A 23159-nucleotide genomic window follows, 5' to 3' on the forward strand; every position below is an offset into this window, starting at 1 on the left:
CGCCTCCAGATCAGAGAGCATTGAACGGTTGCTCATGGCTTGGCATATGTCAGGCATATGCCTGAATCCGAAAGGTTGGGTGCCAAGCCGCGTTTCCACACTTTTTAGATTTGTCTGATGTTCGTGTGGCCCGCTTTTCGCCAGGCTGGCGGCCATGAAACTCAAGCAGTTCCTTCGTCCTCAGGATTCGTCCTTTTCCACCCCGAAGGCGGCCCGAAAGCTCCTTCGTCTGCTGGCCTGGGTGGTGATCGCCTGCCTGTTCTTCACCCTCAGCCTGTTCCTCGCGGCGAGCTTCAATACCGAGGTCTCGCAGCTGCGCCGGCAGATGAATGCAGCCATGTACGAGGCCCAGGACTACCTCGGTCAGCGCGAGTCGCTGCTGGAGCACATCAGCCGGGGCGTGACCTGGAAGGCTCGCGAGCCCATGGTCCAGTGGCGCCAGCTGAACGTGCCGGTGGCACCTCACGAGCAGGTGTTCGTTACGCTGGGCGAACCGCGCTCTGACTGGAGCCTGGCACTGTCCGGCCGCGATCTGTCGGAGATGGAAGCCAAGCGGCTGAACCTGATCTATGTCTCGCCAGGCCCGGAGCGGGCCGTCACGCGCCTGTACGGCGCGCCTGCGCTCAATGCCGTGGTGCCGCCTTCGGTTCTGGAAGCGCTGGGCCAGCCCGGTACTCCGAAGGAGGAACAGCAGGTGCGTTGGCTCGCCGATCCGACCGACCCGCAGTCCCGGCAGTACCTGTTCACCCGCGTGACCAGCGAAAGCGACAACGGCTGGCTGGGGCTGGAACTGTTCGGTGCCGATCTCGCCGCCGCGCTCGGTGTTCCCGAGGCCGGACGCTTCCTGCTGCTGGACCGCGATCACCGGGCGATCCTCGGTAGCGCCGTGGCGCCGCAGCTCGGCCTGCAGTTCAGCGACCTCTGGGTCGGAGACAACTTCGCCTTCAGCGGGCCCGGGCTGATTCCCAGCCATCTGGCGCTGCTCAAGCACCTGGGCAGTTCCGACTGGTCGCTGATCTACTACTTCAACCTCTCCGACCTGCTGGTGCCGCTCTGGCCGCGCCTGTTCGGCTCGCTGGCTTTCCTGCTGGGCTGCTCGGTGCTGATCTGGGCCATGTGCCGGCGCATCAACCGTCGCCTGATCGGCCCGGCGCAGCACCGTCTCAATGCCCTGGTGGAGAACGAAAGCTTCTCCCGCGCGATGATCCAGACCGCCCCTGTCGCGCTCTGCGTGCTGCGCCGCAACGATGCCGAGGTCGTGCTGGAGAATCGCCTCGCCCAGCAGTGGCTGGGCACTGGGGATGAGCGCCGTTACTGGAGTCACGGCTGGCTGGAACGGGGGTTCAACAGTGGCGAGGAAGGCGGTTCGGAGGAGGTGGAAACCCACACCGGACGGCATCTTTACCTGAGCTATACGCAGACTCGCTACAAAGGCGAGGAGGTGCTGTGCTGTGCCTTCAGCGACATCAGTGCGCGCAAGCAGACCGAAGCTGCGCTGGCCGAAGCCAAGCACCTGTCCGACACTGCCAACGAAGCCAAGACGCTGTTCCTGGCGACCATGAGCCACGAAATCCGCACACCGCTCTACGGCGTGCTCGGCACCCTGGAACTGCTCGGCCGTACGGCGCTGGACCACCAGCAGTCCGGCTACCTGCGTGCCATCCAGCGCTCGTCTTCGACCTTGCTGCAACTGATCAGCGATGTGCTCGATGTCTCGAAGATCGAAGTCGGCCAGCTGGGCCTGGAACCGGTGGAGTTCTCGCCGCTGGAACTGACCCTCGACAGCGTCCAGTCCTACGCCGCCGCCGCCCGCGCCAAGGGCCTGCAGATCTATGCCTGCTGCGACCCGCAGATGCCCGAAAGAATGCTGGGCGACGCGACGCGCATCCGCCAGATCCTCAACAACCTGCTGAGCAACGCGGTGAAGTTCACCGACAGCGGGCGCATCGTCCTGCGTGTGCGTTCGGAGCCGGGCGAGGGGTGGCATGACACGCTGCACTGGCAAGTGGCCGATACCGGCATCGGCATCCCGGAGGACCAGCAGACGCACCTCTTCGACGCCTTCTACCAGGTGTCCGGCAACGCCCGCGTGGCCGGTGGTACCGGCCTGGGCCTGTCGATCTGCAAGCGGCTTACCGAATTGATGGGTGGGCAATTGCGGGTCGTCAGCGACGTCGGGCTGGGCAGCAGCTTTTCCCTCAGCCTGCCCCTGCAATGCGTTGACCGGCAGCTTTTCAGCGAGCCCCGGCTGCACAACTCGATGGTGTGGGTGCATGCGCCGACCCGCGAGCTGGCCGAAAGCCTCTGCGGCTGGATTGCCCGCTGGGGCGCGCGGGCCCAGGTGGTGGCCTGCGACCAGCCGGTCGAGGAAGAAGCCTCCAGCGTACTGGTGGACCTGCGCTTCAATCCCCATGACCGCAAGCCGCTGCCCACCTGGCGGGGCTGCCGGGTGCTGGTGACCGACCTGGGCGGCGAGCAGCCGCGCCAGGAAGGCTGCGACTGGCATGTCGGCCGCTACAACTTCGAAGGGCTGCGCCGGGCCCTGGCGGTGGCGCAGGGCTGCCTGGGCGGCGAGGCCGCGCGCCTGGCTGAAGCCCTGCCGGATATCGGCCTGGGCCTGCGCGTGCTGCTGGTGGAGGACAACCCGATCAACCAACTGATCCTGCGTGATCAGTTGGAAACCCTCGGCTGTACGGTGGAACTCGCCGTCGACGGCCGGCAGGCGCTCACGCGCTGGCAGCCGGATGCCTTCGATGTGGTGCTCACCGACGTCAACATGCCCCATCTCAATGGTTACGAGCTGGCCCGGGCGCTGCGTCAGCGCGGCTATCGCGGGCCGATCATCGGCGCCACTGCCAACGCCATGCACGAGGAGAACGAACGTTGCCTCGCCGCTGGCATGAACCTCTGCCTGCTCAAGCCGGTGGACCTGCGCACCTTGCGCCAATGCCTCACCAGCCTGCCCGCGGAGGTGCCGCCATGCGACATCAGCGAATCCTGATCGTCGAAGACCAACCCTTCCAGCGCGAGTACCTGCTCAACCTGTTCCGCGAGCAGGGCGTCGTGGAGCTGCGCGCTGCCGAGGATGGCGCCGAGGCGCTGCGCTGGCTGGAGCAGGAGGGCTTCGATCTGGTGGTCAGCGACCTGATGATGCCCGGTCTTGATGGCGTGCAACTGATCCAGCGGCTCGCTGCGCTGAGACATCCCCCGCTGCTGGCGATCATGAGCTCGGCGTCGCGCTCGCTGATGGGCAGTGCCTGCATGGTCGCCCGCGCCCACGGCATCACCGTGCTCGAGCAGATCGCCAAGCCGGCCCGCGCGCCGGTGATTCGCCGGCTGCTGGAGAAGCTCGTCTCGCGGCAGGTGCGCGCGGAGCAACACCGTGCGCCGGTGATCGCTGCGCCGACCCGCGGCGAGCTGGAGCAGGCCCTGGCACAACGGCAGTTCTGCGCCTGGTTCCAGCCCAAGGCCTCATTGATCGATGGCCGCATCGTCGCGGCGGAAGCGCTGGTGCGCTGGGAGCATCCGCTCCATGGCGTGTTGCAGCCGGGCAGCTTCATGGCTGCACTGACCGCAGCGGGGCTCGACGAGCCGTTACTCTGGACGGTGCTCGAACAGGCGTTGCAGGCGCAGGCCGACTGGGGCCGGCAGGGTTTTCACCTCTCGGTGGCGGTGAATCTGCCCACTCATCTGCTGGACGATCCCGAGCTGCCCGATCGCCTTGCCGCCTTCGTTGCCGCCCGTGGCGGGGTACCGGCACACATCGTCTTCGAGCTGCTCGAGTGCAGCAGCACGGCGACCCCGGCCAACTACTACGCCGGCACCTGCCGCTTGCGCATGAAGGGTTTCGGCCTGGCGCAGGATGATTTCGGCCAGGGCTACAGCTCGCTGTACAATCTGGTCTCGACGCCGTTCACGGAGCTGAAGATCGACCGCGCGCTGGTCCATGGTTGCCTGGATGACGACGGACTGGCAGCGGCGCTGGAAAGCATCGTCAAGCTCGGGCGGCAGTTGGGGCTGGAGGTGATCGCAGAGGGCGTCGAACACCCCGACGAACTGGCGCTGCTGCGCCGGCTGCGTTGTGATTGCGCCCAGGGCTTCCTGTTCTCAGAGGCAGTGCCGCCGGCGGTATTCACCCGTCAGTTGCTCCAGGAGCGCTCCGCCATGGCTCATTGATCCACGGCAGATACATCGCAGATGCAAGAACGATCGTCGGCCTTCCGAGCGCTGTCGGGTCGCCTTATCCCGTACTCACATCTACAGTCTGCTGGTATCCGGCGGGCCCTCCGCCGCCACTTTCCGCGATACCGGACGCTTTGCATGAAGGAACATGACCACGGCTCGATTCGTAAACTGGCCAGCTCCTCGCTGCGCCTGAATGTCGTGCTGCTTTGTGCCGTTTCCCTCGCCCTGATGCTGGTGGGCGCCTGTTACTGGGCGCTTGGCCGGGTCGTGCAGGAAGAGCGTGACAAGGTGCACTTCCATTTCACCCGCCTGGTGGGTGATATCCATGAACACGAGGCTTTCCTGGCGCGCATCGCCCAGCAGAGCGATGAGTCGACCCAGCGCGAAGACCTGAACGTCATCCCTCTGCAGCGCCGCATGCTGGTCCGAGAGAGGGGCATGGAAATCCATGAGGGACGCGAATTCTCTTTCGCCATGCCCTTCACCCTGGCGCAGCAGGTGCGCCACATCGGCCCGCAGGAAAAGCCGGGGCCGTTCTCCTTCGGTGTGATGCTGGCGAACTTCTACAGCAGCTACTGGAGCACGTCGGTATTCCCGTCTCCGCAGGTGCTGGTGATCGATCTGCGCGGACCGACCAGCCTGGCGGTGCCGTCCATCGGCAACTTCCGCGGCCAGCGCCCGCTGACCCGGCGCAGCTACCTGACGGTGGTCGACCAGGTACGCCATCGCCTGGAAATCCGCCAGCCGGAGCGCGGCGACACGCAAGTGCACTGGGCCCAGGCGGAGTCCTACACCGGCGGGCCAGGGCGTGAGCTGCTCGGGTTCGTCAGCGTCGATCTGCCGGACAAGCTCTGGTGGGATTCGGACCTGGATCGCCAGGTGGTGGCGGTGTCCCTGCTCGACCTGGAGCGGATCAACGACTTCGAGCAGATTCTCGACCGTCCGGTGTTCGACCAACTGGAGCTGATTTCGCCCAATGGGCGGGTATTGATCGACTCTGTGGGCTCGGCGGGGGATTACGACGAGGGCTTGAACCTGAGTGCCGGGGGCATGGTGTTCAAGGTGCACAGCGGTGCAGACGGCGGCTGGACCGCACTCTATCGCCTGAGCTACGCCAGTTTCTTCCGCTACGCCAAGTGGCAGTTCCTTGGCGGCCTGCTGCTGGTTCTCGGCAGCCTGGCCGGCGGCTGGTTTGCCATCCGCTGGTATTCGCGACGGGTGATCAGGCCGGCGCGCCGCGCGCACCTGGAAATCGTCGAGAGCGACGCTTTCAGCCGCGCGGTGATCCAGACCGCGCCGGTGGCGCTGTGCGTGCTGCGCCACGGCAGCCACGAGGTGGTGATGCAGAACCGGCTGGCCAAGCTCTGGCTGGGCGATGCCGAGGCCATTACCCGCGTCAGCCGGGAGTGGGACCTGGATGATCGCAGCGGCGAGATGAGCGGCGAAGTGGTCTTCGAGGTGGAAGGGCGCGCATTGCATGCCAGTTTCGCACCGACCCGCTATCGCGGCGAGAACGTGGTGCTCTGCGCGTTCAACGACATAAGCGCGCACAAGCAGGCACAGCAGATGCTGGCCGATGCCAAGCTCTCGGCGGATGCCGCCAGCGAGGCGAAATCGGTGTTCCTCGCCACCATGAGCCATGAAATCCGCACGCCGCTGTACGGCGTGCTGGGCACGCTGGAACTGCTCGGGCTGACCGAGTTGACTCACCAGCAGCGCGACTACCTTGCCACCATCCAGCGCTCGTCCTCGACCCTCTTGCAGTTGATCAGCGACATCCTCGACGTGTCCAAGATCGAGGCCGGACAGATGGCGCTGGAGGCAGTGGAGTTCAACCCGCTGGAGCTGGCCGAGGAAGTGGTCGCCGGGTACGCTGGAGTGGCCGAGGGCAAGCAGTTGCAGCTCTACGCCTGCATCGATGCGAACGTCCCGGGGCTGGTGCGCGGCGATGCGGTGCGCATCCGGCAGATTCTCGCCAACCTGCTGAGCAATGCGCTGAAGTTCACCGACATCGGCCGTGTGGTGCTGCGCTTGCGTACCGTCATCGGTGAGGCTGGCGAAACAAGCCTGCAGTGGCAGGTGACGGATACCGGCATCGGCATGTCCGACGCCCAGCAGCAGCGTCTGTTCGAGCCCTTCTACCAGGCCCATGGCCATGAGCACACTGTCAGCGGCACCGGCCTGGGGCTGTCGATCTGCGCGCGGCTCAGCCAGTTGATGGGCGGCCAACTGCGCGTGGTGAGCGAAACCGGGCTGGGCAGCAGCTTCACCTTCACCCTCGCACTGCCGATTCTGGAGCGCGTGCAACCGCTGGTCGATGGCTCATCCCTGTTGCCGCAACCGATCTACGTGCGGGCACCGGTGAAGGAGCTGGCACAGAGTCTGGCGGCGTGGATCGAGTGCTGGGGAGGCTCGGCGCTGGTTCAGGACGAACTGCCGCCGGCCGTTCCGCCCGGCGCGGTGCTGCTGGACCTGCTGAGTGCCGAAGATGAGCCTCTATGGAACGGGGCGCGGGTCTGCGCACTGACCGAGGCCGGTGCGCAGCCACAGGCCTCGGCGCAGGGCTGGGAGGTCAGTCTCTATCACCTCGCCGGCATTGCCCAGGCCTTGCGCCTGGCGCAACAGGGAGGGGATGGCGAGGTCCGACAGACGCCGCGCGTTGCCCGGCTGGGCAAGCTGGGCCTGCGGGTACTGGTGGCCGAGGACAACCCGATCAACCAGGCGCTGCTCAAGGAACAGCTGGAAGAGCTGGGGTGCCGCGTCACGCTCACCAGCAACGGCCGCGAGGCCTTGCAGCGCTGGGCGCCGGGCGCCTTTGATGCGCTGCTGACCGATGTGAACATGCCGGTGATGAATGGCTATGAACTGGTGGGGGAACTGCGCCGGCAAGATAGCTGGCTGCCGATCATCGGCGTCACTGCCAACGCCCTGCGCGAGGAGGGCGAGCGCTGCATGGCGGTGGGCATGAATGCCTGGCTGGTCAAGCCGATGAGCCTGCGTACGCTGCATGACGGGCTGCTCAAGGTTTGCGGCCATGCTGCGGTCGAACCGCCGGAAAGCCAAGAGACGCCCGTGGCGCCGGCACAGGACCGCATTCAGGTCTCGGAAAAGATGCACGACCTGTTCCTGCGTACCATGCGCCAGGATATGCAGGGCGTAACCGATGCCTTGCAGGCCGGTGACCTGGCCACCGTCCGTCAGCAGGTGCACCGCCTGCGCGGCGCGCTGGCTGTGGTCCAGGCCCATGGTCTCAGTGATGCCTGCGGTGCGGTGGAGGAGGCGCTGATTGCGCAGCCCGCCGGGCCGGAACTGTCCGCGGCGGTGACCATACTGTTGGGACGAATCGAGGCGGCCCTGGCCAGCCTCTGAGAGCCTGTCCGGAAACCGGGGCTACTCTGGAATAGTGGTCGTGCCCTGTGGCCGACCGACGATCGCAAACGTTGGGACTCAAGAAACTCATGGAAAAAGTCAGAGTGGCACTAGCGGACGACCATCCCATCGTCCTGATGGGCGTTCGCGAGGTGATCGAGAGGGACGATCGCTTCGAGGTGATCGGCGAGGCGCACAACTCCAGCGAGCTGGTGGCCCTGTACCGCGAGCAGCGCCCGGCCATCGTCATCACCGACTACAACATGCCGGGCGACCAGACCTATGGCGACGGGATCAAGCTGATCGAGTACCTGCTGCGCAACTTCCCCGACACGCGCATCCTGATTCTCACCATGCTGTCCAACCCGCTGATCCTCTCCAGCCTCTACGACCTGGGGGTCTCGGGGGTGATCCTGAAGAACGGTGACCTCAACGAGATCCTGGTGGCGCTCAAGGCGTTAACCCAGGACCGCATCTATCGTGGGCCGGGCATGCAGTCCTCGAACAGCGTGATGGCCAGCGGGGACGACGTGGAGGGACGCATCGCCAGCCTGTCGGTGAAGGAGTACGAGGTGCTGCGCCATTTCGTATCGGGGATGAGCGTGCGCGATATCGCCCTGCTCCTCAACCGCAGCGTGAAGACCGTGAGCGCGCAGAAGATCTCCGCCATGCGCAAGCTGGACGTGGACACCGACCAGGCACTGCTGACGTTCTGCGTGATGGCCAATCTGTTCCAGTAAGCCGGGCCCAGGATGCGCCTGTAGGAGCGAGCTTGCTCGCGAACTGCCCCGATGCTGAAGTCCATGGTAGGCCAACTGTCCTCTTCCTGAGGCTCCGCACCTGCCAGATCAAGAGCCCCTCACCCTAACCCTCTCCCGCAAGCGGGAGAGGGGACTGTTCGGTGCAGAAACAAACGATGGCGTCAGCTGGCACGGACGGGTGCCTCTCTCTCAGCGCAGCTCGGCCTCGCCCTGCTGGCTGTTCCCGCCATCGTCGATCCACAGGTAACGCACCTCTCCAGCGTTCGCCGGCAAGCCCTGCGCGGGCGTCAACATGCGCTGCGAAAATGGCGGGAGCAGTTCGGCCGGCAGCAGTGAACCTGTGTTGCCCTGGCGTACTTCGGCGCCGGCGAGGGTGATGAAGTAGGCGGTGGGATTTTCCACCTGCACGGAATTGCCGGCCCGCCGGAAAACCAGCTGGCGCGGAGCCTCTTTAGCGTCTTTCGCCAGCGAGTGCGGCCGGGAGATGACCTTCATCTGGGTGCGCAGCGTGACGGTCAGGCGCGACTGCCCTTCGGCCAGGGGCTCGTTGGACTGCGGTGGAATCTCGTAGAGGTTGAGCCAGTACAGCGATTCGCGGTCAGTGGGGAGTTTTTCCCCGGTATGGAGCAGGCGCAGGCTGCGCTGCTGGCCGGGGTTCAGGCGGAACACCGGCGGCAGCGGCATGATCGGCGCCTGGGCGGTCTGCGGTGCACTGTCGAGGTCGCCGTCGTCGATCCAGGTCTGCACGATGACCGGGTAGCTGTTCTGGTTCACCAGTGCCAGCGAGGTCTCGCGCTTGCCTTGCTCGAAGATGACCCGCGTGCGTTCGGCGGTGACGCCGGCATGGGCACTGGTCCCTGCCACTATCGCCAGGCCGAGCAGGGCGGCGCGCAGCCAGCTACTGGACACGGATCACCACCTGCGCGGTGGCCTCCACGCGGCCAGGGGTGACGGTGGGCTTGCTGCCGAGGCTGAGCTTTTCCAGGCGGGCGCGGAACGTCTCGCTGTACTGGGAGATGCCGCCCACTTCGCCGGTCTTGTTCGAGGCGTTGCCGATTACCGGGTACCAGCCACGCGCTTCGGCGTTGCTGCCGTTGGCGGAATCCTCGCTGGCCAGCAGGTTCATCGCGCTGCCGTTGCGCAGCAGGCGGATGCCGACGCCCTGGGCCATGCCCGGTTCGCCGTAGCGGTCGGAAACCAGATAGGACAGTCCGCCGCTGGCATTGACCAACCCGAGCCCGGAGGAGGCGGCCAGCGCGCCGGCGGAGACCTTGATGCCCAGCGCGGTGCCACTGGTGCCCGATTGGCTGGTGCTGGGGGTGGTGCTGCTGAGCACGCCGCTCTGGCATTTGAAGTCGACCTGGAAGGGCATTTCGCGGTTGGCTCCGGCATTGATCTCGCCGATGGAGATCGATGGAAACACCACGTGCGGCGTGACATTGGTGACGGCGCAGGTCGGGTAGCGCTTGAGTGTCACGTCACCGTACAGGCCGATGGCCCCCGGCCAGTTGTAATGCCAGCCGCTGTAGTTGGCGTAGTGGGTCTGGCCGACGTTGGGGTAGTTCAGACCCGGCCCCTTGATGGCGATGTAGCCGGCGGGCTGGGTGCGGCCATACAGCTGCGATTTCGTATTCGGCGAATAACCCTGGGTGGTCTCCAGCGGTGCCCTGAAGAGTTCGGCGCGCACTGCACTGAGGTTCTTCGCCTTGACCAGCTGGAAACCGCGCGAGTCGATGTCCAGCCCGCTGAGCTGACGCTCGCGCCAGACATCGGTGAAGTACTGGCCGGTTTCCACGTGGGTCAGGCGCAGCAGCACATTGGGCCACGCGGTGCGGTAGGCGGATTGCAGGCCGATGGAGTTGCCCACGCTGTCGCCGCCCTGGTACCAACCGCTGTAGAGGTCGTCGGCATTGGTGGAGAACATCTCGTAGACCGCGTCTCCCGGTGCGCAGCGGAAAAACACGCGCTCGGCGTCGTAGCCGGCGGAGTTGCCGTACTGGGTGATGGGTGACACGGCGCTGGCGATCAGGGTGCCGTCGGGCTGGAAGCTGGCATCGCTGACGTTGATCACGCTGGGCAGGCCGAGGGAGCCATTGCAGGTATCGCAGGCGCCGTCGCCCGGCCAGGCACCGGCGACGCCTTCGCCTGGGCGGATCTGGTAGGTCAGCGTGGTAGTGGCTGTGCCCACGCTGGTGACCTTGTAGCAGGTGGCCCAGGCCGTTGGCGCAAGCAGCAGGGCGAGCAGCGGCAGGCTGCGCAGGATGGGATTCATGAAGCCTCCGGTAGGCAGGTTGCCTGCAGGCGCACCAGCACCTGGTCGAGGTTGGCGCCCTTCAAGTCGTACGGGAGCAAGCAGCTGTCTTCCGCCCGCTCGCCCCATTGCACGCGCAGCCGGCCCTGTTCGCCTTCGGCACGGGCATAAACCTGCCCGCCCTGGCCGACCATGCCGATGTTCACGCCATTGCCGTCGAGCACGTCGGCGCCCAGCGGCAGCGGCTGGCCATCGGGCAGCCTGGCCTGGATCAGCAGCGGGTGGCCGGTCAGGGTCTTGAACTCGACGCGCACGGCAGCGCCGGCGTAGGGCGCGATCTTGCGTTCGGTCTCCACCAGCTCGGCGTTCTCGTCGATGCCTTGCGGGTCGAGGCTGATGGGGTTGTAGCGATAGGGCGAGAGCGAGGGCACCACGGCGTAGCCGTTGCTGTCGACCCGTGCGCCCTGGCCGCCGCGCACACCGGCACCGTTGGCGCCCTTGGCTTCCACCAGGGCGAAGGTATCGCCGACGTAGGGGCCCAGGGTCAGGCCGCCGCTATGCAGCACCGCCGCGCCGCGCATACCGCCGTTGACCTGGCGGTAGCTGGCGCTTTCGGCATAACCGACGTTGAGCGTGGCGACCGAGGTCTGCTGCTGCAGGCTGCCGTTGAAGTCGGTGCCCTGGCCTTCGCTGTCGCGCCCGGCGGAGAGCGAATAGCTCAGCGTACGGTCTTCGCCCAGGGTGCCGTTGAGGCCGGTCTGGTAGGTGCTGCCGCTGGTGTCGCCGGAGCGCCGCGAGGCCATGGCGCTGAGGTTCGGCGCGCGGCTGGTGGAGCCCAGCGGCATCGATACGCTCAGGGTCAGGGTGTTGTTGCGGTTGCTGCCGTGCTGCAGGTTGTACTGCGGCGGCTGCGACGGGTCGTAGTCGTCATTCACGTCGCGGTACCAGGTGGTCTGCTGGCGCGAATAGGAGAGGTTGTAGCTGAGCTGCCGCCAGGTGTTGGAGTAGCCGACCTGCAGCTGGCTGTCGCGGCTCTTGCCGTCGTAGTAGTCGGCGGTGGAGCCGGACAGGTAGAGGTTGCCGTACTGCCCCAGGCCCTGGTTGACCAGCAGGGTGAACTGGTTGCGCTGCTTGTAGCTGCTCGAGTCCCAGGTGTCGCCATGGTCGCTGGCATCGCGTGCCGAGAGGGCATCGCCGAGGTCGCGGTAGCCTTCGGTGGAGTAGCGGTAGCCGGCCAGGGTCAGGGTGGTCTGGGTCGGCTGGAAGGTCCGGCTGTAGTTCAGGCCGACGCGCCAGCCCTGCTTGCGCTGGTTGTTCTCCACGGTGGCGCTGGAGAAGGTGGTGTTCATGCCGAAGGCGCCGTAGGGCGTCGCCAGCACGCCGCCGCCGAGCAGCGCCAGGTAGTCCTCGGCGACGCGCGCGCCGAGGTTGGCGGTGAGGGCGTTGGTCAGGCCGCGCTGGTAGGTCAGGTCGCCGAACAGGTCGTTGCCGTCGCCATACTGGCGCGCCTGCCCGACCGTGGCGCTGTAGCGCGAGAGGCCGGGGCGCATGGATTCTGGCACGGCGGAGAAGGGCACGGAGAAGCGCGAGACGCTGCCGTCGGCCTCGATCACCTGGACGTCCAGATCACCGTCGTAGGCGGTGCCGTAGAGGTCGTCGATGACGAAGGGGCCCGGCGCCACGGTGGTTTCGTGGATCTTCCGGCCGTTCTGGCTGATGACCACCCGCGCATTGCTGTTCGCGGTGCCGCGCACCTGGGGCGCGTACTGGCGCTGTGAGTCGGGCAGCATGCGGTCGTCGGTGGCCACGCGTACGCCGCGGTAGCCCAGGCTGCCAAACAGATTGCCCTCGGTGTAGCTGTCGCCCAGGGTCAGTTCGCTGCGCAGGCCGGGGAGCGCGCGCTGAGCGTAGGTGCGAATGCTGTTCCAGTCGCTGCGGGTATTCCCCGCGTAGCTGGAGTAGGTGTAGTTGGACTGGTGGCGCAGGCGCCACAGGCCGAGGTTCACACCGCCGTTCAGGCCGAGGTAGCCGTAGTCCGAATCGCCGCCGCTGCTGGAGCCTTCGAAGCTCGAACGGTAGAGGTTGGCGTCGTAGTTGACGAAGCCCATGGTGCTGCCGGCGTCCCACTCGTCCGGGCTGACGTAGCCGCGCGGCTTGATGTCGAGCAGCGCCTGGGGCACCGAGAGGTCCAGGCGCAGGCGCGCGGTGTCGAGGTTCCAGGTCGAGTCGGGCAGGCGCTCGGTGAGCCAGAGGCAGATGCCCTGGTCGTCCTTGCCGGCCTTCGGGTCGGGACGCGTACCCAGGCTCTGGCGCAGGAAGCGTTCGCTGAAGCAGGGCTCGGTCCGCTCGCCGCGCTGGCGCATTTCCACTTCGGCACGGGTGGCGTACTGGCCATTGAGGTAGAGATCGACGTGATAGGTGCCGGGGTCCACCTGGTCGGCGCGGTTGAAGCGCTCGAGGCTGCCGCCGGCGAGGCCCGAGCCCATCAGCAGGTTGTCGTCGAAGCGGTAGTCCGCATCGCCCTGGGCCAGGCCAGCGGCCACCATGGCGAGTGATCCGAGGGCGAAGGGCAGCCGCGGTCCAAGGCCGAGGTCAACGCGGCAGATCATGGCGAAGTTCCACTCTTGCGCCGTAATCGTTGATCAGCAGGGCGGACAGTCGCGCAGGGCCGGCGGGCAATGCCGAGGGCTTCTGCGCCTGCCATTGGGCCTGGCCCATGGGAGCGACCATGCTCGGTTGCAGCGGCCATTGGCGCTCGCCGACGCTGAGCGTCGCGCCGCCGAAGGAGGCGTGGTAGCCGGTGGGGTTCTCGACCTTCACGCTCCAGTTGCCAGCGTTCTGCACCAGCGAAAATCGCAGCTTCTCGGGCAACTGCTCCGGGCTGCCGGCGATACCCGCCGGGCGATAGAACAGTTTCAGGCGGTTGCGCAGCATCAGCAGCATCTGGTTCTGGTCGGCCTTGGCGGCGTTGCGCGGCGGAATCTGCAGCACGTTGAGGTGGAACAGCGATTCGCGGTCCTGGGGCAGACCGGAGCCGGTGTAGAGGATGCGCAGGGACTGGCCGCTGCCGGGCGCCAGGCGCGACACCGAGGGGTTCACCACGAATGGCGCCTTGGCAGTGTCCGGCGTGGAGGCGGGATCGTTGACGTCGATCCAGGCCTGGATGACGTTGGGGAAACCATCCTTGTTGGTCATCTGCACGGTCTTTTCCCGAGCGTCGCCGGGGTAGATGACACGGGTGCCGGTGATCACCACGCTGGCCTGGGCGAGCGTGGCGGTGAAGGATGCCAGCAGGGCGAGGGCGAGCGTCGCCGCGCGAAGTGGGAGGGCGTTCATCCGGTTCACCTGTCTTGCCGGATCGTTCCGCGGGCGGTCACCCCTGAACGACGCGGCGCAATGGGGGGAAGCGGCACCGGGGGGCGGTGCCGCGGGGTATCACTCGTAGCGCAGGGTGTAGGTCACCGAGCCGAGTACCGGACCAGGGGTCACAGTGGTCGCTTCGGAGATGTACTGCACCGCATAGTCGTAGCTGGCGCTGGTTTCACCGTCGGCCAGGACGATGTCACCGGCTGCCACGGCAGCGCCGCCCGCCAGGTTCACCGGAGTGCCGGCCGGGCCGTCGAGCAGTTGCAGGGCTACACCGGTCGCACCGCTGGAAGCGGTGTTGGTCAGGTTGCCCGAGGCGGTGGCGTTGGTGGCCTGGAACAGGGTGGTGAAGTGCTCGTCGGCGCCGCTGGGGGCGGCGCAACCGGTCAGTTGCAGGGTGAAGCTGGTCTCGCCGGTGGTCTGGCCGACGGCACCGTTCAGGGCGCTGACCGGCACGCTGTCGAGGATGACGGTGGGATCGGTGTTGCCATCGACGACGGCCGAGCAGGTCTGGTCGGTCACTTCACCACTGAAGTTGATGGTGTTGGCGGCGAAGGCAAGTCCCGGCACAGCGAGGGTCGCTGCGATAGCCAGGGCGGTTGCGTGAAGTTTCATTCTCTTGAGCTCCATGGTCAGGTTTTTCCCGCGTCAATCTTCCCTGTGCGGTGTCAGAAACGCTCTGAGACGAATCTGAAAGCGCAAGCAGGCGTGGGTCCGTTGCCTGACGAGCGGTGCTCAAGCCCGAGGCAGAGCGCTTGGGTGAGGTTCAGCGGAGCATGGTCACCTGTCGCACGAAAAAACTTTTTCCCGCTTGTCGATTCCCGCCTGCGCGCTTCGACTATGGGGTAACAGCCAGCGCACTGCGTGGGGAGACGACCATGAAGTACCTCTGCCTGATCTACGTGGACGACCAGCGCCTCTCCAGCCTGTCCGGCCCCGAATACCGGCGGTTGATGGACGAGTGTTTCGCCAATGACGAATACCAGCGCCGTGCCGGCCGGGTGCTCGCCTCCGAGGCGCTGGAGACGGTGGCGCGCGCGACCACGTTGCGCCACGGGGATCAGGGGCTGTCGATCACCGACGGGCCGTTCGCCGAGACCCGCGAGTACCTCGGTGGCTTCGTGCTGATCGATGCCCGCGACCTCAACGAGGCGTTGCAGGTCGCGCAGAGGATTCCCAGCGGCCGCCTCGGCGCCGTGGAAATCCGCCCGGTGCGCGACTGGGACCGTCACTTCGCCGGGCGCTGAGGCCCGGCGTTTCCTATGAAAGCAACAGCGGGAGAATGGAATGCTCAAGTGGATGGCGTTGGTGGTGGTACTGGCCGTGTCGGCGGTCCTGGTGCTGGCGGCGAATCGCCCGGACACCTTCCGCGTGGAGCGCAGCCTGCGCATCCAGGCGCCGCCGGAAAAGGTCCAGGGTTATATCGAGGACTTCCACCGGTGGCGGCAATGGTCGCCCTACGAAGCACTCGATCCGGGTATGCAGCGCACCCTTTCCGGCGCCGAGAAAGGCCGCGGCGCGGTCTATGCCTGGGACGGCAACGGCAAGGCCGGCTCAGGGCGGATGGAGATCGTCGAGAACGCCCCTGGCCGCCGCACCACCATCGCCCTGGATTTCCTCAAACCATTCAAGGCCAGCAACACCGCCGAGTTCACCCTGGTAGCGCGCGAGGGCGGCACCGAGGTGACCTGGGCGATGTTCGGCCCGGTGCCCTTCGTGGCGAAGATCATGCACCTGTTCATCGATGTGGACCGCATGGTCGGCAAGGACTTCGAGGCGGGCCTGGCCAACCTCAAGGTGCTGGCCGAGAAGGGCTGATGCAAGCGGCAACCTGAAGGAGGCGAGCCATGTGCCCTCTGTGCGTATCGACCCTGACGCTGGCCGTGACCAGTGTCCTTTCCGCCGGCGGCGTCAGTACCTTCGCCGTCACCCGTCTGCGCGGCAAGCGCCGCGCCCGGCCCAACGAGCAACGGGGGCTTTCTCAGGAGCGTCCCCAGGAGCGTGCAACATGAAACTGGCCAATCAAGATTTTCCCCGCGTTGTTTCCCAGGCTGCCTGGCGCCAGGCGCGGATACGTCTGCTGGAGCAGGAAAAGGCCGCCACTCAGGCCCGCGACGCGCTCAACGCTCAGCGCCGCGAGCTGCCGGTGGTGCGTATCGACAGGGACTACCGCTTCGAAGGCGCACACGGCCCGCTGCGCCTGCTCGACCTGTTCGAGGGCAGGCCGCAGCTGATCGTCTATCACTTCATGTTCCATCGCGACACGGGGCTGGGCTGCGAGGGCTGCTCCTACCTGATCGACAATCTTGGCCGCCTGGAGCACCTGCACGCCCGTGGCACCACCTTCGCCATGGTGTCCCGCGCACCGCTGGAGGAGATAGCGCCATTCCGTGCCCGCATGGGTTGGCAGTTCCCCTGGTATTCGTCCTTTGGCAGCGACTTCAACTATGACTTCCACGTCAGCGTCGACGAGTCCGTCGCGCCGGTCGAATACAACTATCGCGACAAGGCGGAGCTGGAGAGCCTGGGCCAGGATTACCATGTGCGCGGCGAGCAGCCAGGCATGAGCGTGTTCCTGCGCGACGGCGACCAGGTTTTCCACAGCTACTCGACCTACGGTCGCGGGCTGGAAGCGCCGCTGCTCACCTACCACCTGCTCGACCTCACACCGCTGGGGCGTGGCGAAGGCTGGGGCGGCATGCCCGACTACCAGGGCAAGGGCATGAACTGGACGCGCTTCCATGACGAATACGACGAATCCCCGCAGTCGCCCAACTGCTGCGGTTCCTGAAGCCTGAGCAGGAGAGATCCCATGACTGCCGCTGAAATGAACGCTGGCCACGCCGAGCTTCACGCGCTGCTGGAGAGCTGGCTGCAAGCCGTGCGCGCCTGCGACGTGGAAGGCATCACCCGCCATTACACCCGTGACATCCTCGCCTTCGATGCGGTGAAGCAACTGCAATTCCAGGGCGTCGAGGCCTATGCCAGCCACTGGCGCGACTGCACGCAGATGTGCAAGGAAACCACCTTCGAGATTCACCAGCTGAGCTTCGAGAGGGGTAGCGAGACGGCCTTCGGGCATTACCTCGCCTACTGTGGCGGCACCGACGACAAGGGCCAGCACAACGCCTCCTGGGCGCGGGTGACGGTGGGCCTGCGGCGCGAGGCGGGGCAGTGGAAGATCGCCCACGAGCACTTCTCCATTCCGTTCGATCCAGCGACGGGGAAACTGTTGTTCGATGCCAAGCCTTGAGGTTGGCCGAACCGGTATCGGCAGGAGCCGGCGCGTTCCTGCAAAAACGCGCCTTCTCCGTAGCCCTCTCCTTCCCGGGAAGGGCTTGGAGCAAGCCGGTTGAGGCGGTGCTGGCCCGGTCTCCTCTTCCTGCGGGTGAAGCGATCCATCGCTTCGACCGCCTCGCCGGCGAGGCTGGCCGGCTCGGCTCGTTACATGCCGGCGAGCAGGCGGCGGGCCAGGCGCTCGCTGCCGGTCAGTTCCGCCAGGTGGCTGAGCTGGTTGCTTTCGTAGGACTGGTTGAAGGTGGCCACGTCCAGTGCCAGGATCTTGCGGAAGGCGGCGATGGCCCCCGGCCCCTTGCTGGCGGCAACCTTTTCGCCATGCAGCGCGATGACGTCGAGCATCGCCAGCGGGTAGCGCACCGGCAGGCCGATCCGGACATGGACCATGCCGATGTTCAGGCGCTTGAGTGCGTAGGCGTCGTCGTACTGGCCGCCGAACAGTTCGGTGAACCAGGCCGCCAGCGTCGTGCCCAGTCGTTTGCTGTCGGTGATGAACTCGCGGGTCGCCTCGTGCTTGAGCAGGCGGTCATAGAAATCCACCACCAACTGCTCGGCAGCTGCTTTCGCCTGCGGCTGCAGGCTGGCCAGCACGGCGCACTCTTCCGGTGAGATATCGATCAGTTGCAGAAGCTCCTTGACGATGAACTCGTTCTTGGTCTCCCAGCTCTTGCGGTCTTCGCTCATGGTCTGCTCTTTTTAAAGAATTGCGTTCAGTTGCTCGATGGTGTCGGACACTTCGAGCTGAATGAGGCCGGTATTGCTGTCGGGCAGCGTGACCAGCGACAGGCAGGCCTTGTTGCCCACCAGGTAGATGAACACTCGGCCTTCGCTGGCCTGCAGGCTGATCTCCCGGGTGCTGCCGACTTTCAGCGATTCGCTGATGCGCTTGCCGACGCCGATGGCGGTGGCGGACATGGCGGCGACGCGAGCGGGGTCGACTGCCTGATCATTGATGACCTGAACGATGGAAATGCCATCCAGCGTGCTCAGCAGGCTGCCCTTGATCGAGGGAATCGCTTTGTTCAGGCGATCGAGCGCCGCCAGTAACTCCGATTGTTTACTCATGGTGAAACCTCCTCCCGAGAAGCGTTTTCTGTCGTTAGATGCACAGCTGGCGTACCAACTGAATGAGGGCAAGTTCGGCACTCTCCCGGACTTCGGGATTGATCGAGACGACCTGCCCGGCGGGTATGCCGAAGTAGGCGGCGATGTCTTCCGGCATCCATGCGTCGGTGGCGACATCGCCGTGTGTCAGGGCAATGAGGAAGGGAATGGGGTGGCGGCTGGTGACGAATTCGAGAATGCGCCGGGCGTTGGGGAAGTCTCCCGGGCGGTTGCAGGCGACCAGCAGGAGCATGCCGAATGCGCCTTCGCTGAGGACTTCCCACATGAAGTCGAAGCGGCTTTGGCCGGGCGTGCCGAACAGGTGCAGGCTGATGTCACCCAGATCCATCTGGCCGAAGTCCAGGGCCACGGTCGTCTGGCTCTTGCCGATCTGCTCGCTGCTGAGCTCGTCGGTGTTGACCACAGGGATGGTCGAGAGGGTGCGGATCAGGGTGGTTTTCCCGGCGCCAACCGGGCCCGAAACCAGGATTTTCACGATCGATTTCATTTCAGAAAGCGTCCCAGCAGGCGTTTGGCGAGGGAGTTTTTTTCTTGGGTGTGAGGGGCATGCTGGTGTTCCGAGTAAGCGCGGACGGGCCAGATCTTCTTCACCTCGCGCAACTGCTTGAGGTGCAGCTGCACGGTTTCCAGCGGCATGCCCAGCTTGCCGCTCAGATGCTCGGCGCTGGTGCCGCGCTCCAGCAAGTGACTGCTGCGCACGAGGAACTCGTTGAGGGCGTGGGGCAGTTTCACGTTTCGCCCCTTGATCAGCATGAAGCGGGTCTGCGGATGCGGCAGCTCGTCGGTCGGGCGCTCGCTTTCCGCGGGCAGCAGCAGTTCTTCCCAGTTAAGTGACAGCGAACCGCAGGGGGCGGAATCGTCCGGATGGTTGTCGAAGTGGAAGGAGCCCTGGGCTTCGCCCAGGCGCTTGAGCAGCAGTGAGATTTCGTGGGAAGACTCGAGCGTGCGCTCAAAGCTGACATGGGTGATGCGTCCACCGGACAGGTGCACGCGCAGGCGATGGCCCCCGTCGTTTTCGATCAAGAGATTGCCGGACCGCCCACCGATGACGGAGAGGATTTCCCTGACAGAGAAGTCTGCTAGTTTTCCAAAGATGGCCAAGGCACGTTACTCGCTGGATCTTGAAAAGCTCTCGAACTGGAGCTTTCGGTTATTAGAGCCGCCGTCTGTCGGTACACGCGTTAAGACGTTTCTGAAACTCGCCATTCGCCACGCTACGTCGCGTTCTCCTCGCGGTGTGGTGAATGGAACCTGGGAAGGTGAAACGCACAATGTCCGACCCAACGCCATGCAACGAGCTCTCTGTCCGAACTGTTCCTGATTGACCGAAAATCCGTGCAGGATAGGCGTACCTTTGCTGCCCACGGACCGACGCTTCCCATGCATGAATACGCCCCTCAGGCCTTGCGCGATGTCGTCGACGATATCTACCGCCGCGAATCCCGCCGCGTGCTAGCGACGCTGATCCGTCTGCTGGGGGATTTCGACCTGGCCGAGGAAGCCCTGCATGAAGCCTTCGTCGCCGCCGTGGACCAGTGGCGGCGCGACGGCGTGCCGGCCAACCCGCGCGCCTGGCTGGTCTCCGCCGGGCGTTTCAAGGCCATCGACGGCTTGCGTCGGCGCTCGCGTTTCGATGCCTCCCTGGTGCAGATCGCCGAGCAGTTGGAAGTCGACGCTCAATCGGTGGAGGAGCTGGCGGACGAGAGCGTTCAGGATGATCGTCTGCGCCTGATCTTCACCTGCTGCCACCCGGCCTTGCCGGCAGACGCCCAGGTGCCGTTGACCCTGCGCGAGGTCTGCGACCTGAAGACCGAAGAGATCGCCCGCGCGTACCTCGCGACGCCCTCGACCATCGCCCAGCGCATCGTGCGCGCCAAGGCGAAGATTCGCGATGCGCAGATTCCTTATCAGGTTCCGGAAGCGGCGGAGCTGCCCGAGCGTCTTGCCAGCGTGCTTCGGGTCATTTACCTGGTGTTCAACGAGGGTTACTCGGCCTCCGCCGGCGACTCGTTGACCCGTACCGACTTGTCGGCTGAAGCCATACGTCTTGGCCGGCAACTGCTCGAACTGCTACCCGAAGCCGAAGTGATGGGCTTGCTGGCGCTGATGCTGCTGCATGAATCGCGACGCGAAACGCGCACGGGCGATGAAGGTGAGCTGGTGCTCCTGGAAAACCAGGACCGCACGAGGTGGAACCGTGCGCTGATTGCCGAGGGCCAGCAGCTCATCAGCTCGGCGTTGGCGACCCGGCGCGCCGGCCCTTACACCTTGCAGGCGGCGATCTCGGCGGTACATGCCGCCGCGCCGGACATGGCCAGTACCGACTGGGCGGAAATCGTCGGCCTCTATGACATCCTGTTGGCGATGCAACCCTCGCCGGTGATCGAGCTCAACCGCGCTGTGGCGCTTTCCATGCGTGACGGGCCGGCAACCGGGCTGGCGCAGGTGGATGCGATCCTCGCCCGTGGCGATTTGCAGGATTACCACCTGGCCTACGCCGCCCGCGCTGACTTCTGTCGCCGGCTCGAGCGGCGCGCCGAGGCGCGCGAGGCCTATCAGCGCGCACTGGCGCTGGCCAGGCTGGAGCCGGAACGGCGCTTCCTCGAACAGCGGATTCTCGAGTTGGGCGAGTAGCTAGAGGCTGCTCACCAGGTGCCCGCCGTCCACCGCCAGCACGGCACCGGTCATGAAGGCGCCGGCCTCGCTGGCCAGCAGCAGGAAGGGGCCTTCCAGTTCCTTGAGCTGGCCCAGGCGGCGCATCGGGACGGTGTCGCGGATATACGCCTGGCCCTTGTCGCTGTCGAAGTAGGCGTCGTTCATCTCGGTCTTGAAGTAACCCGGTGCGATGGCGTTGACCCGCACGTTGAAGCGCGCCAGTTCCAGCGCCAGGGATTTGCTCAGCTGCACCACGCCGGCCTTGGCCGCACAGTAGTGGCTGTAGCCGCCGCCCACGCGCAGGCCGAGGATCGAGGCGATGTTGACGATGCTGCCGCCGCGCCCGGCCTTGGCCAGGCGTTGCGCTGCGCACTGGGCGACGCGCCAGACGCCGTCGAGGTTGGTGGAGAGCATGGCGCGCCAGTCTTCCTCGCTGACTTCCAGAGCGCGTTGGCCGTTGCCGATGCCGGCATTGTTCAGCACCACGTCGACCACGCCGAACTGCGCCTCGGCGCTGTCGAACGCGGCCTCGACACTGGCACGATCGGTCACGTCCAGTACCACGGCGTGTGCCTCGCCGCCCTCGGCTTGAATGGCTTGTGCAAGCTGCGCCAACCGCTCGGTGCGCCGCGCCGCGAGCACTACGCGGGCGCCAGCCTGTGCAGCCACGCGGGCCAGATGGGCGCCGATACCGCTGGAGGCGCCGGTGACCAGCACGGTCTTGCCGGCGAGGGAGAAAAGATCGTTGCTCATGGCAGTTCCTTGGTCGGTCAAGCGTAATCGCTGACCGCCAAGGTTAGCCCGATGCGCCCTCAAGGGCGTGCAGGGTGCGCCATTCGCGCGGCTGATGACGTTTTCCGCATGGGTATCGCCCAGGCTCCACCCATCCTGCGACCTCGCTCCATCATGGCCGGTGGAACCGGGCGCAGGATGGTGTGGAGCGACGCGATACCCATCGATGAGCGGGTATGTCGCAGTCGGGATCGCCAAAGAAAAAGCCCGGCACAAGGCCGGGCTTTTTCATGACGCGGAAAGCGAATCAGGCAGCCAGCTGGCGCGCCTGCTTCTTCTTCACCTGCTGACGGCAAGCATCGCCGAAAGCCTGGAAGATCTTCACCGAGTCGGGGTTCTTCGCCGCCTGCCATTCCGGGTGCCACTGCACCGCGAAGAGGAAGGAGGAAAGGGTCGGCGCATGGATCGCCTCGACCAGGCCGTCTTCGGCGTGGGCGATGGCTTCGATGCCCTTGCCGAGGTTCTTCAGGCCCTGGCCATGCAGCGAGTTGACGCGGATCTCGTCACCCAGCAGCTGCTGCAACCAGCTGCCCGCTTTCGGGCGAACGCCGTGGGCCGGGCTGTACTGCACGTCGACCGGGTCTTCGGGATTCTCGCGATGGTCATTGAAGCCGGGTTCTGCGTAGACCTTCTGGTAGATATCGCCGCCCAGGGCCACGTTGATTTCCTGCATTCCGCGGCAGATGCCGAAGATCGGCAGGCCACGCGCGATGGCGGCCTTGATCAGGGGGATGTCGAAGTTGTCGCGGTCCTTGTCCTGGCCCTTGCCGGGAGTCTCGTTCTCCTGGCCATACAGGGTCGGATCGATGTTGCTGCCGGCACCGGTCAGGTACACACCGTCAGCCATGTCCAGGTATTGCTCGAGGTCTTCGATGCCGCAGCAGGTCGGTACCAGTACCGGCACGCAATCGGACTGTTCGACCAGGGGCACGATGTATTTGTGGGTCATTACCTGATAGTCGTGGCCTTTGCGCTCTTGGCTGCCCATGGACATCAGGACGACGGGTTTTCGGAGGGTCTGTTTCTTATTGCCAATGTTGCTGTTGGACATATGTCACCTTTGGACGGGCTGCAGCCCATCGTTTTTGTGCAGGCGCGCAGCGGAAAGGCGCGCTACCTGAGGCCTCGAGCACTGCCGGGAGCGCACAGAAGGCGAAGTTTCCCGGTCGAAACCTGCCTACCAGCCTGCCAGAGCCGTTAAATATGTCAAACGAATTCGACGGAGGGCGTCAAAAATAATGGCCGATATCTTGTCTGACAATTATTTTAAGTGATTGTATTTGAATGATATTTTCAAATAGCTGTGCGTCCTGAAAAGTCCATTATTTAAAACGTTCGGCGCTAATGGTGAAAAATTC

Annotated in this window: 21 protein-coding genes; 10 read left to right on the forward strand and 11 right to left on the reverse strand. The window is 65.3% G+C overall.

All coding sequences use genetic code 11. The features are described from left to right. The first annotated feature begins 154 nt into the window (after nucleotides 1-154). From PNI01S_RS11895 to PNI01S_RS11910, 4 genes are all read left to right on the forward strand, one after another. Nucleotides 155-3001 carry an ATP-binding protein gene (locus PNI01S_RS11895; RefSeq protein WP_084358305.1) on the forward strand — a complete coding sequence of 949 codons (2847 nt, stop codon included), beginning with the start codon at nucleotides 155-157 and terminating at the stop codon, nucleotides 2999-3001. Continuing rightward, nucleotides 2980-4176: a response regulator cyclic di-GMP phosphodiesterase PvrR gene (gene pvrR, locus PNI01S_RS11900; protein ID WP_024767535.1), complete on the forward strand. Its 1197-nt coding sequence runs from the start codon at nucleotides 2980-2982 to the stop codon at nucleotides 4174-4176. The genes PNI01S_RS11895 and pvrR overlap by 22 nt, the downstream gene beginning before the upstream one ends. A gap of 144 nt (nucleotides 4177-4320) precedes the next feature. Next, nucleotides 4321-7554, forward strand: coding sequence for a hybrid sensor histidine kinase/response regulator (locus tag PNI01S_RS11905; RefSeq protein ID WP_084358306.1), 3234 nt, complete (start codon nucleotides 4321-4323; stop codon nucleotides 7552-7554). Between the two features lie 89 nt (nucleotides 7555-7643). Next, nucleotides 7644-8294 (forward strand): response regulator, encoded by a 651-nt coding sequence (locus PNI01S_RS11910; RefSeq protein ID WP_024767537.1) that lies wholly within the window; start codon nucleotides 7644-7646, stop codon nucleotides 8292-8294. Between the two features lie 210 nt (nucleotides 8295-8504). Here the strand turns inward: PNI01S_RS11910 and PNI01S_RS11915 are convergent, their stop codons facing one another. The 5 genes from PNI01S_RS11915 to PNI01S_RS11935 all read right to left on the reverse strand — a co-directional run bounded on the left by PNI01S_RS11915 (nucleotide 8505) and on the right by PNI01S_RS11935 (nucleotide 14547). Continuing rightward, on the reverse strand, nucleotides 8505-9224 hold the full coding sequence (locus tag PNI01S_RS11915; protein ID WP_084358307.1) for a fimbrial biogenesis chaperone: 720 nt from the start codon (nucleotides 9222-9224) through the stop codon (nucleotides 8505-8507). Then, nucleotides 9214-10587 (reverse strand): fimbrial protein, encoded by a 1374-nt coding sequence (locus tag PNI01S_RS11920; RefSeq protein ID WP_024767539.1) that lies wholly within the window; start codon nucleotides 10585-10587, stop codon nucleotides 9214-9216. The genes PNI01S_RS11915 and PNI01S_RS11920 overlap by 11 nt, the downstream gene beginning before the upstream one ends. Further along, a complete protein-coding gene (locus PNI01S_RS11925; RefSeq protein WP_024767540.1) occupies nucleotides 10584-13175 on the reverse strand; it encodes a fimbria/pilus outer membrane usher protein in 2592 nt (863 codons plus the stop codon). Before PNI01S_RS11925 ends, PNI01S_RS11920 begins: the two co-directional genes overlap by 4 nt. After that, nucleotides 13159-13902, reverse strand: coding sequence for a fimbrial biogenesis chaperone (locus PNI01S_RS11930; RefSeq protein ID WP_084358308.1), 744 nt, complete (start codon nucleotides 13900-13902; stop codon nucleotides 13159-13161). Before PNI01S_RS11930 ends, PNI01S_RS11925 begins: the two co-directional genes overlap by 17 nt. A 99-nt stretch (nucleotides 13903-14001) precedes the next feature. Then, nucleotides 14002-14547 carry a fimbrial protein gene (locus PNI01S_RS11935; RefSeq protein WP_024767542.1) on the reverse strand — a complete coding sequence of 182 codons (546 nt, stop codon included), beginning with the start codon at nucleotides 14545-14547 and terminating at the stop codon, nucleotides 14002-14004. Between the two features lie 263 nt (nucleotides 14548-14810). On the opposite strand from PNI01S_RS11935, the gene PNI01S_RS11940 reads away from it, so the two are divergent. The 5 genes from PNI01S_RS11940 to PNI01S_RS11955 are packed head-to-tail and all read left to right on the forward strand — an operon-like array spanning nucleotide 14811 to nucleotide 17185. Then, nucleotides 14811-15179 (forward strand): YciI family protein, encoded by a 369-nt coding sequence (locus tag PNI01S_RS11940; RefSeq protein ID WP_037011118.1) that lies wholly within the window; start codon nucleotides 14811-14813, stop codon nucleotides 15177-15179. 40 nt (nucleotides 15180-15219) lie between these two features. Continuing rightward, the gene (locus PNI01S_RS11945; RefSeq protein WP_084358309.1) at nucleotides 15220-15750 is read left to right on the forward strand and encodes an SRPBCC family protein; all 531 of its coding nucleotides are present in this window, start codon (nucleotides 15220-15222) and stop codon (nucleotides 15748-15750) included. Between the two features lie 29 nt (nucleotides 15751-15779). Further along, entirely contained in the window at nucleotides 15780-15944 is a 165-nt protein-coding gene (locus PNI01S_RS28440; protein WP_157837689.1) for a hypothetical protein, read from the forward strand. Further along, a complete protein-coding gene (locus PNI01S_RS11950) occupies nucleotides 15941-16723 on the forward strand; it encodes a DUF899 domain-containing protein (protein WP_024767545.1) in 783 nt (260 codons plus the stop codon). The genes PNI01S_RS28440 and PNI01S_RS11950 overlap by 4 nt, the downstream gene beginning before the upstream one ends. A gap of 21 nt (nucleotides 16724-16744) precedes the next feature. Continuing rightward, nucleotides 16745-17185: a YybH family protein gene (locus tag PNI01S_RS11955; RefSeq protein WP_231387545.1), complete on the forward strand. Its 441-nt coding sequence runs from the start codon at nucleotides 16745-16747 to the stop codon at nucleotides 17183-17185. Between the two features lie 191 nt (nucleotides 17186-17376). Here the strand turns inward: PNI01S_RS11955 and PNI01S_RS11960 are convergent, their stop codons facing one another. The 4 genes from PNI01S_RS11960 to PNI01S_RS11975 are packed head-to-tail and all read right to left on the reverse strand — an operon-like array spanning nucleotide 17377 to nucleotide 19455. Next, entirely contained in the window at nucleotides 17377-17913 is a 537-nt protein-coding gene (locus tag PNI01S_RS11960) for a protoglobin domain-containing protein (RefSeq protein ID WP_024767547.1), read from the reverse strand. 12 nt (nucleotides 17914-17925) lie between these two features. Continuing rightward, on the reverse strand, nucleotides 17926-18294 hold the full coding sequence (locus tag PNI01S_RS11965; protein WP_024767548.1) for a roadblock/LC7 domain-containing protein: 369 nt from the start codon (nucleotides 18292-18294) through the stop codon (nucleotides 17926-17928). Between the two features lie 34 nt (nucleotides 18295-18328). Next, entirely contained in the window at nucleotides 18329-18829 is a 501-nt protein-coding gene (locus PNI01S_RS11970) for a GTP-binding protein (RefSeq protein WP_024767549.1), read from the reverse strand. Between the two features lie 8 nt (nucleotides 18830-18837). After that, entirely contained in the window at nucleotides 18838-19455 is a 618-nt protein-coding gene (locus PNI01S_RS11975; protein WP_081754121.1) for a DUF4388 domain-containing protein, read from the reverse strand. A 279-nt stretch (nucleotides 19456-19734) separates the two neighbouring features. Between PNI01S_RS11975 and PNI01S_RS11980 the strand changes: the two genes are divergently transcribed. Then, nucleotides 19735-20988 (forward strand): RNA polymerase sigma factor, encoded by a 1254-nt coding sequence (locus PNI01S_RS11980; RefSeq protein ID WP_084358310.1) that lies wholly within the window; start codon nucleotides 19735-19737, stop codon nucleotides 20986-20988. Here the strand turns inward: PNI01S_RS11980 and PNI01S_RS11985 are convergent, their stop codons facing one another. Further along, entirely contained in the window at nucleotides 20989-21762 is a 774-nt protein-coding gene (locus PNI01S_RS11985; RefSeq protein ID WP_037011110.1) for an SDR family NAD(P)-dependent oxidoreductase, read from the reverse strand. A gap of 286 nt (nucleotides 21763-22048) precedes the next feature. Further along, nucleotides 22049-22852: a gamma-glutamyl-gamma-aminobutyrate hydrolase family protein gene (locus PNI01S_RS11990; RefSeq protein WP_024767552.1), complete on the reverse strand. Its 804-nt coding sequence runs from the start codon at nucleotides 22850-22852 to the stop codon at nucleotides 22049-22051. Nucleotides 22853-23159 lie beyond the last annotated feature (307 nt).

Origin of the sequence: Pseudomonas nitroreducens NBRC 12694, assembly GCF_002091755.1 — a bacterium.
Taxonomy (GTDB): domain Bacteria; phylum Pseudomonadota; class Gammaproteobacteria; order Pseudomonadales; family Pseudomonadaceae; genus Pseudomonas; species Pseudomonas nitroreducens.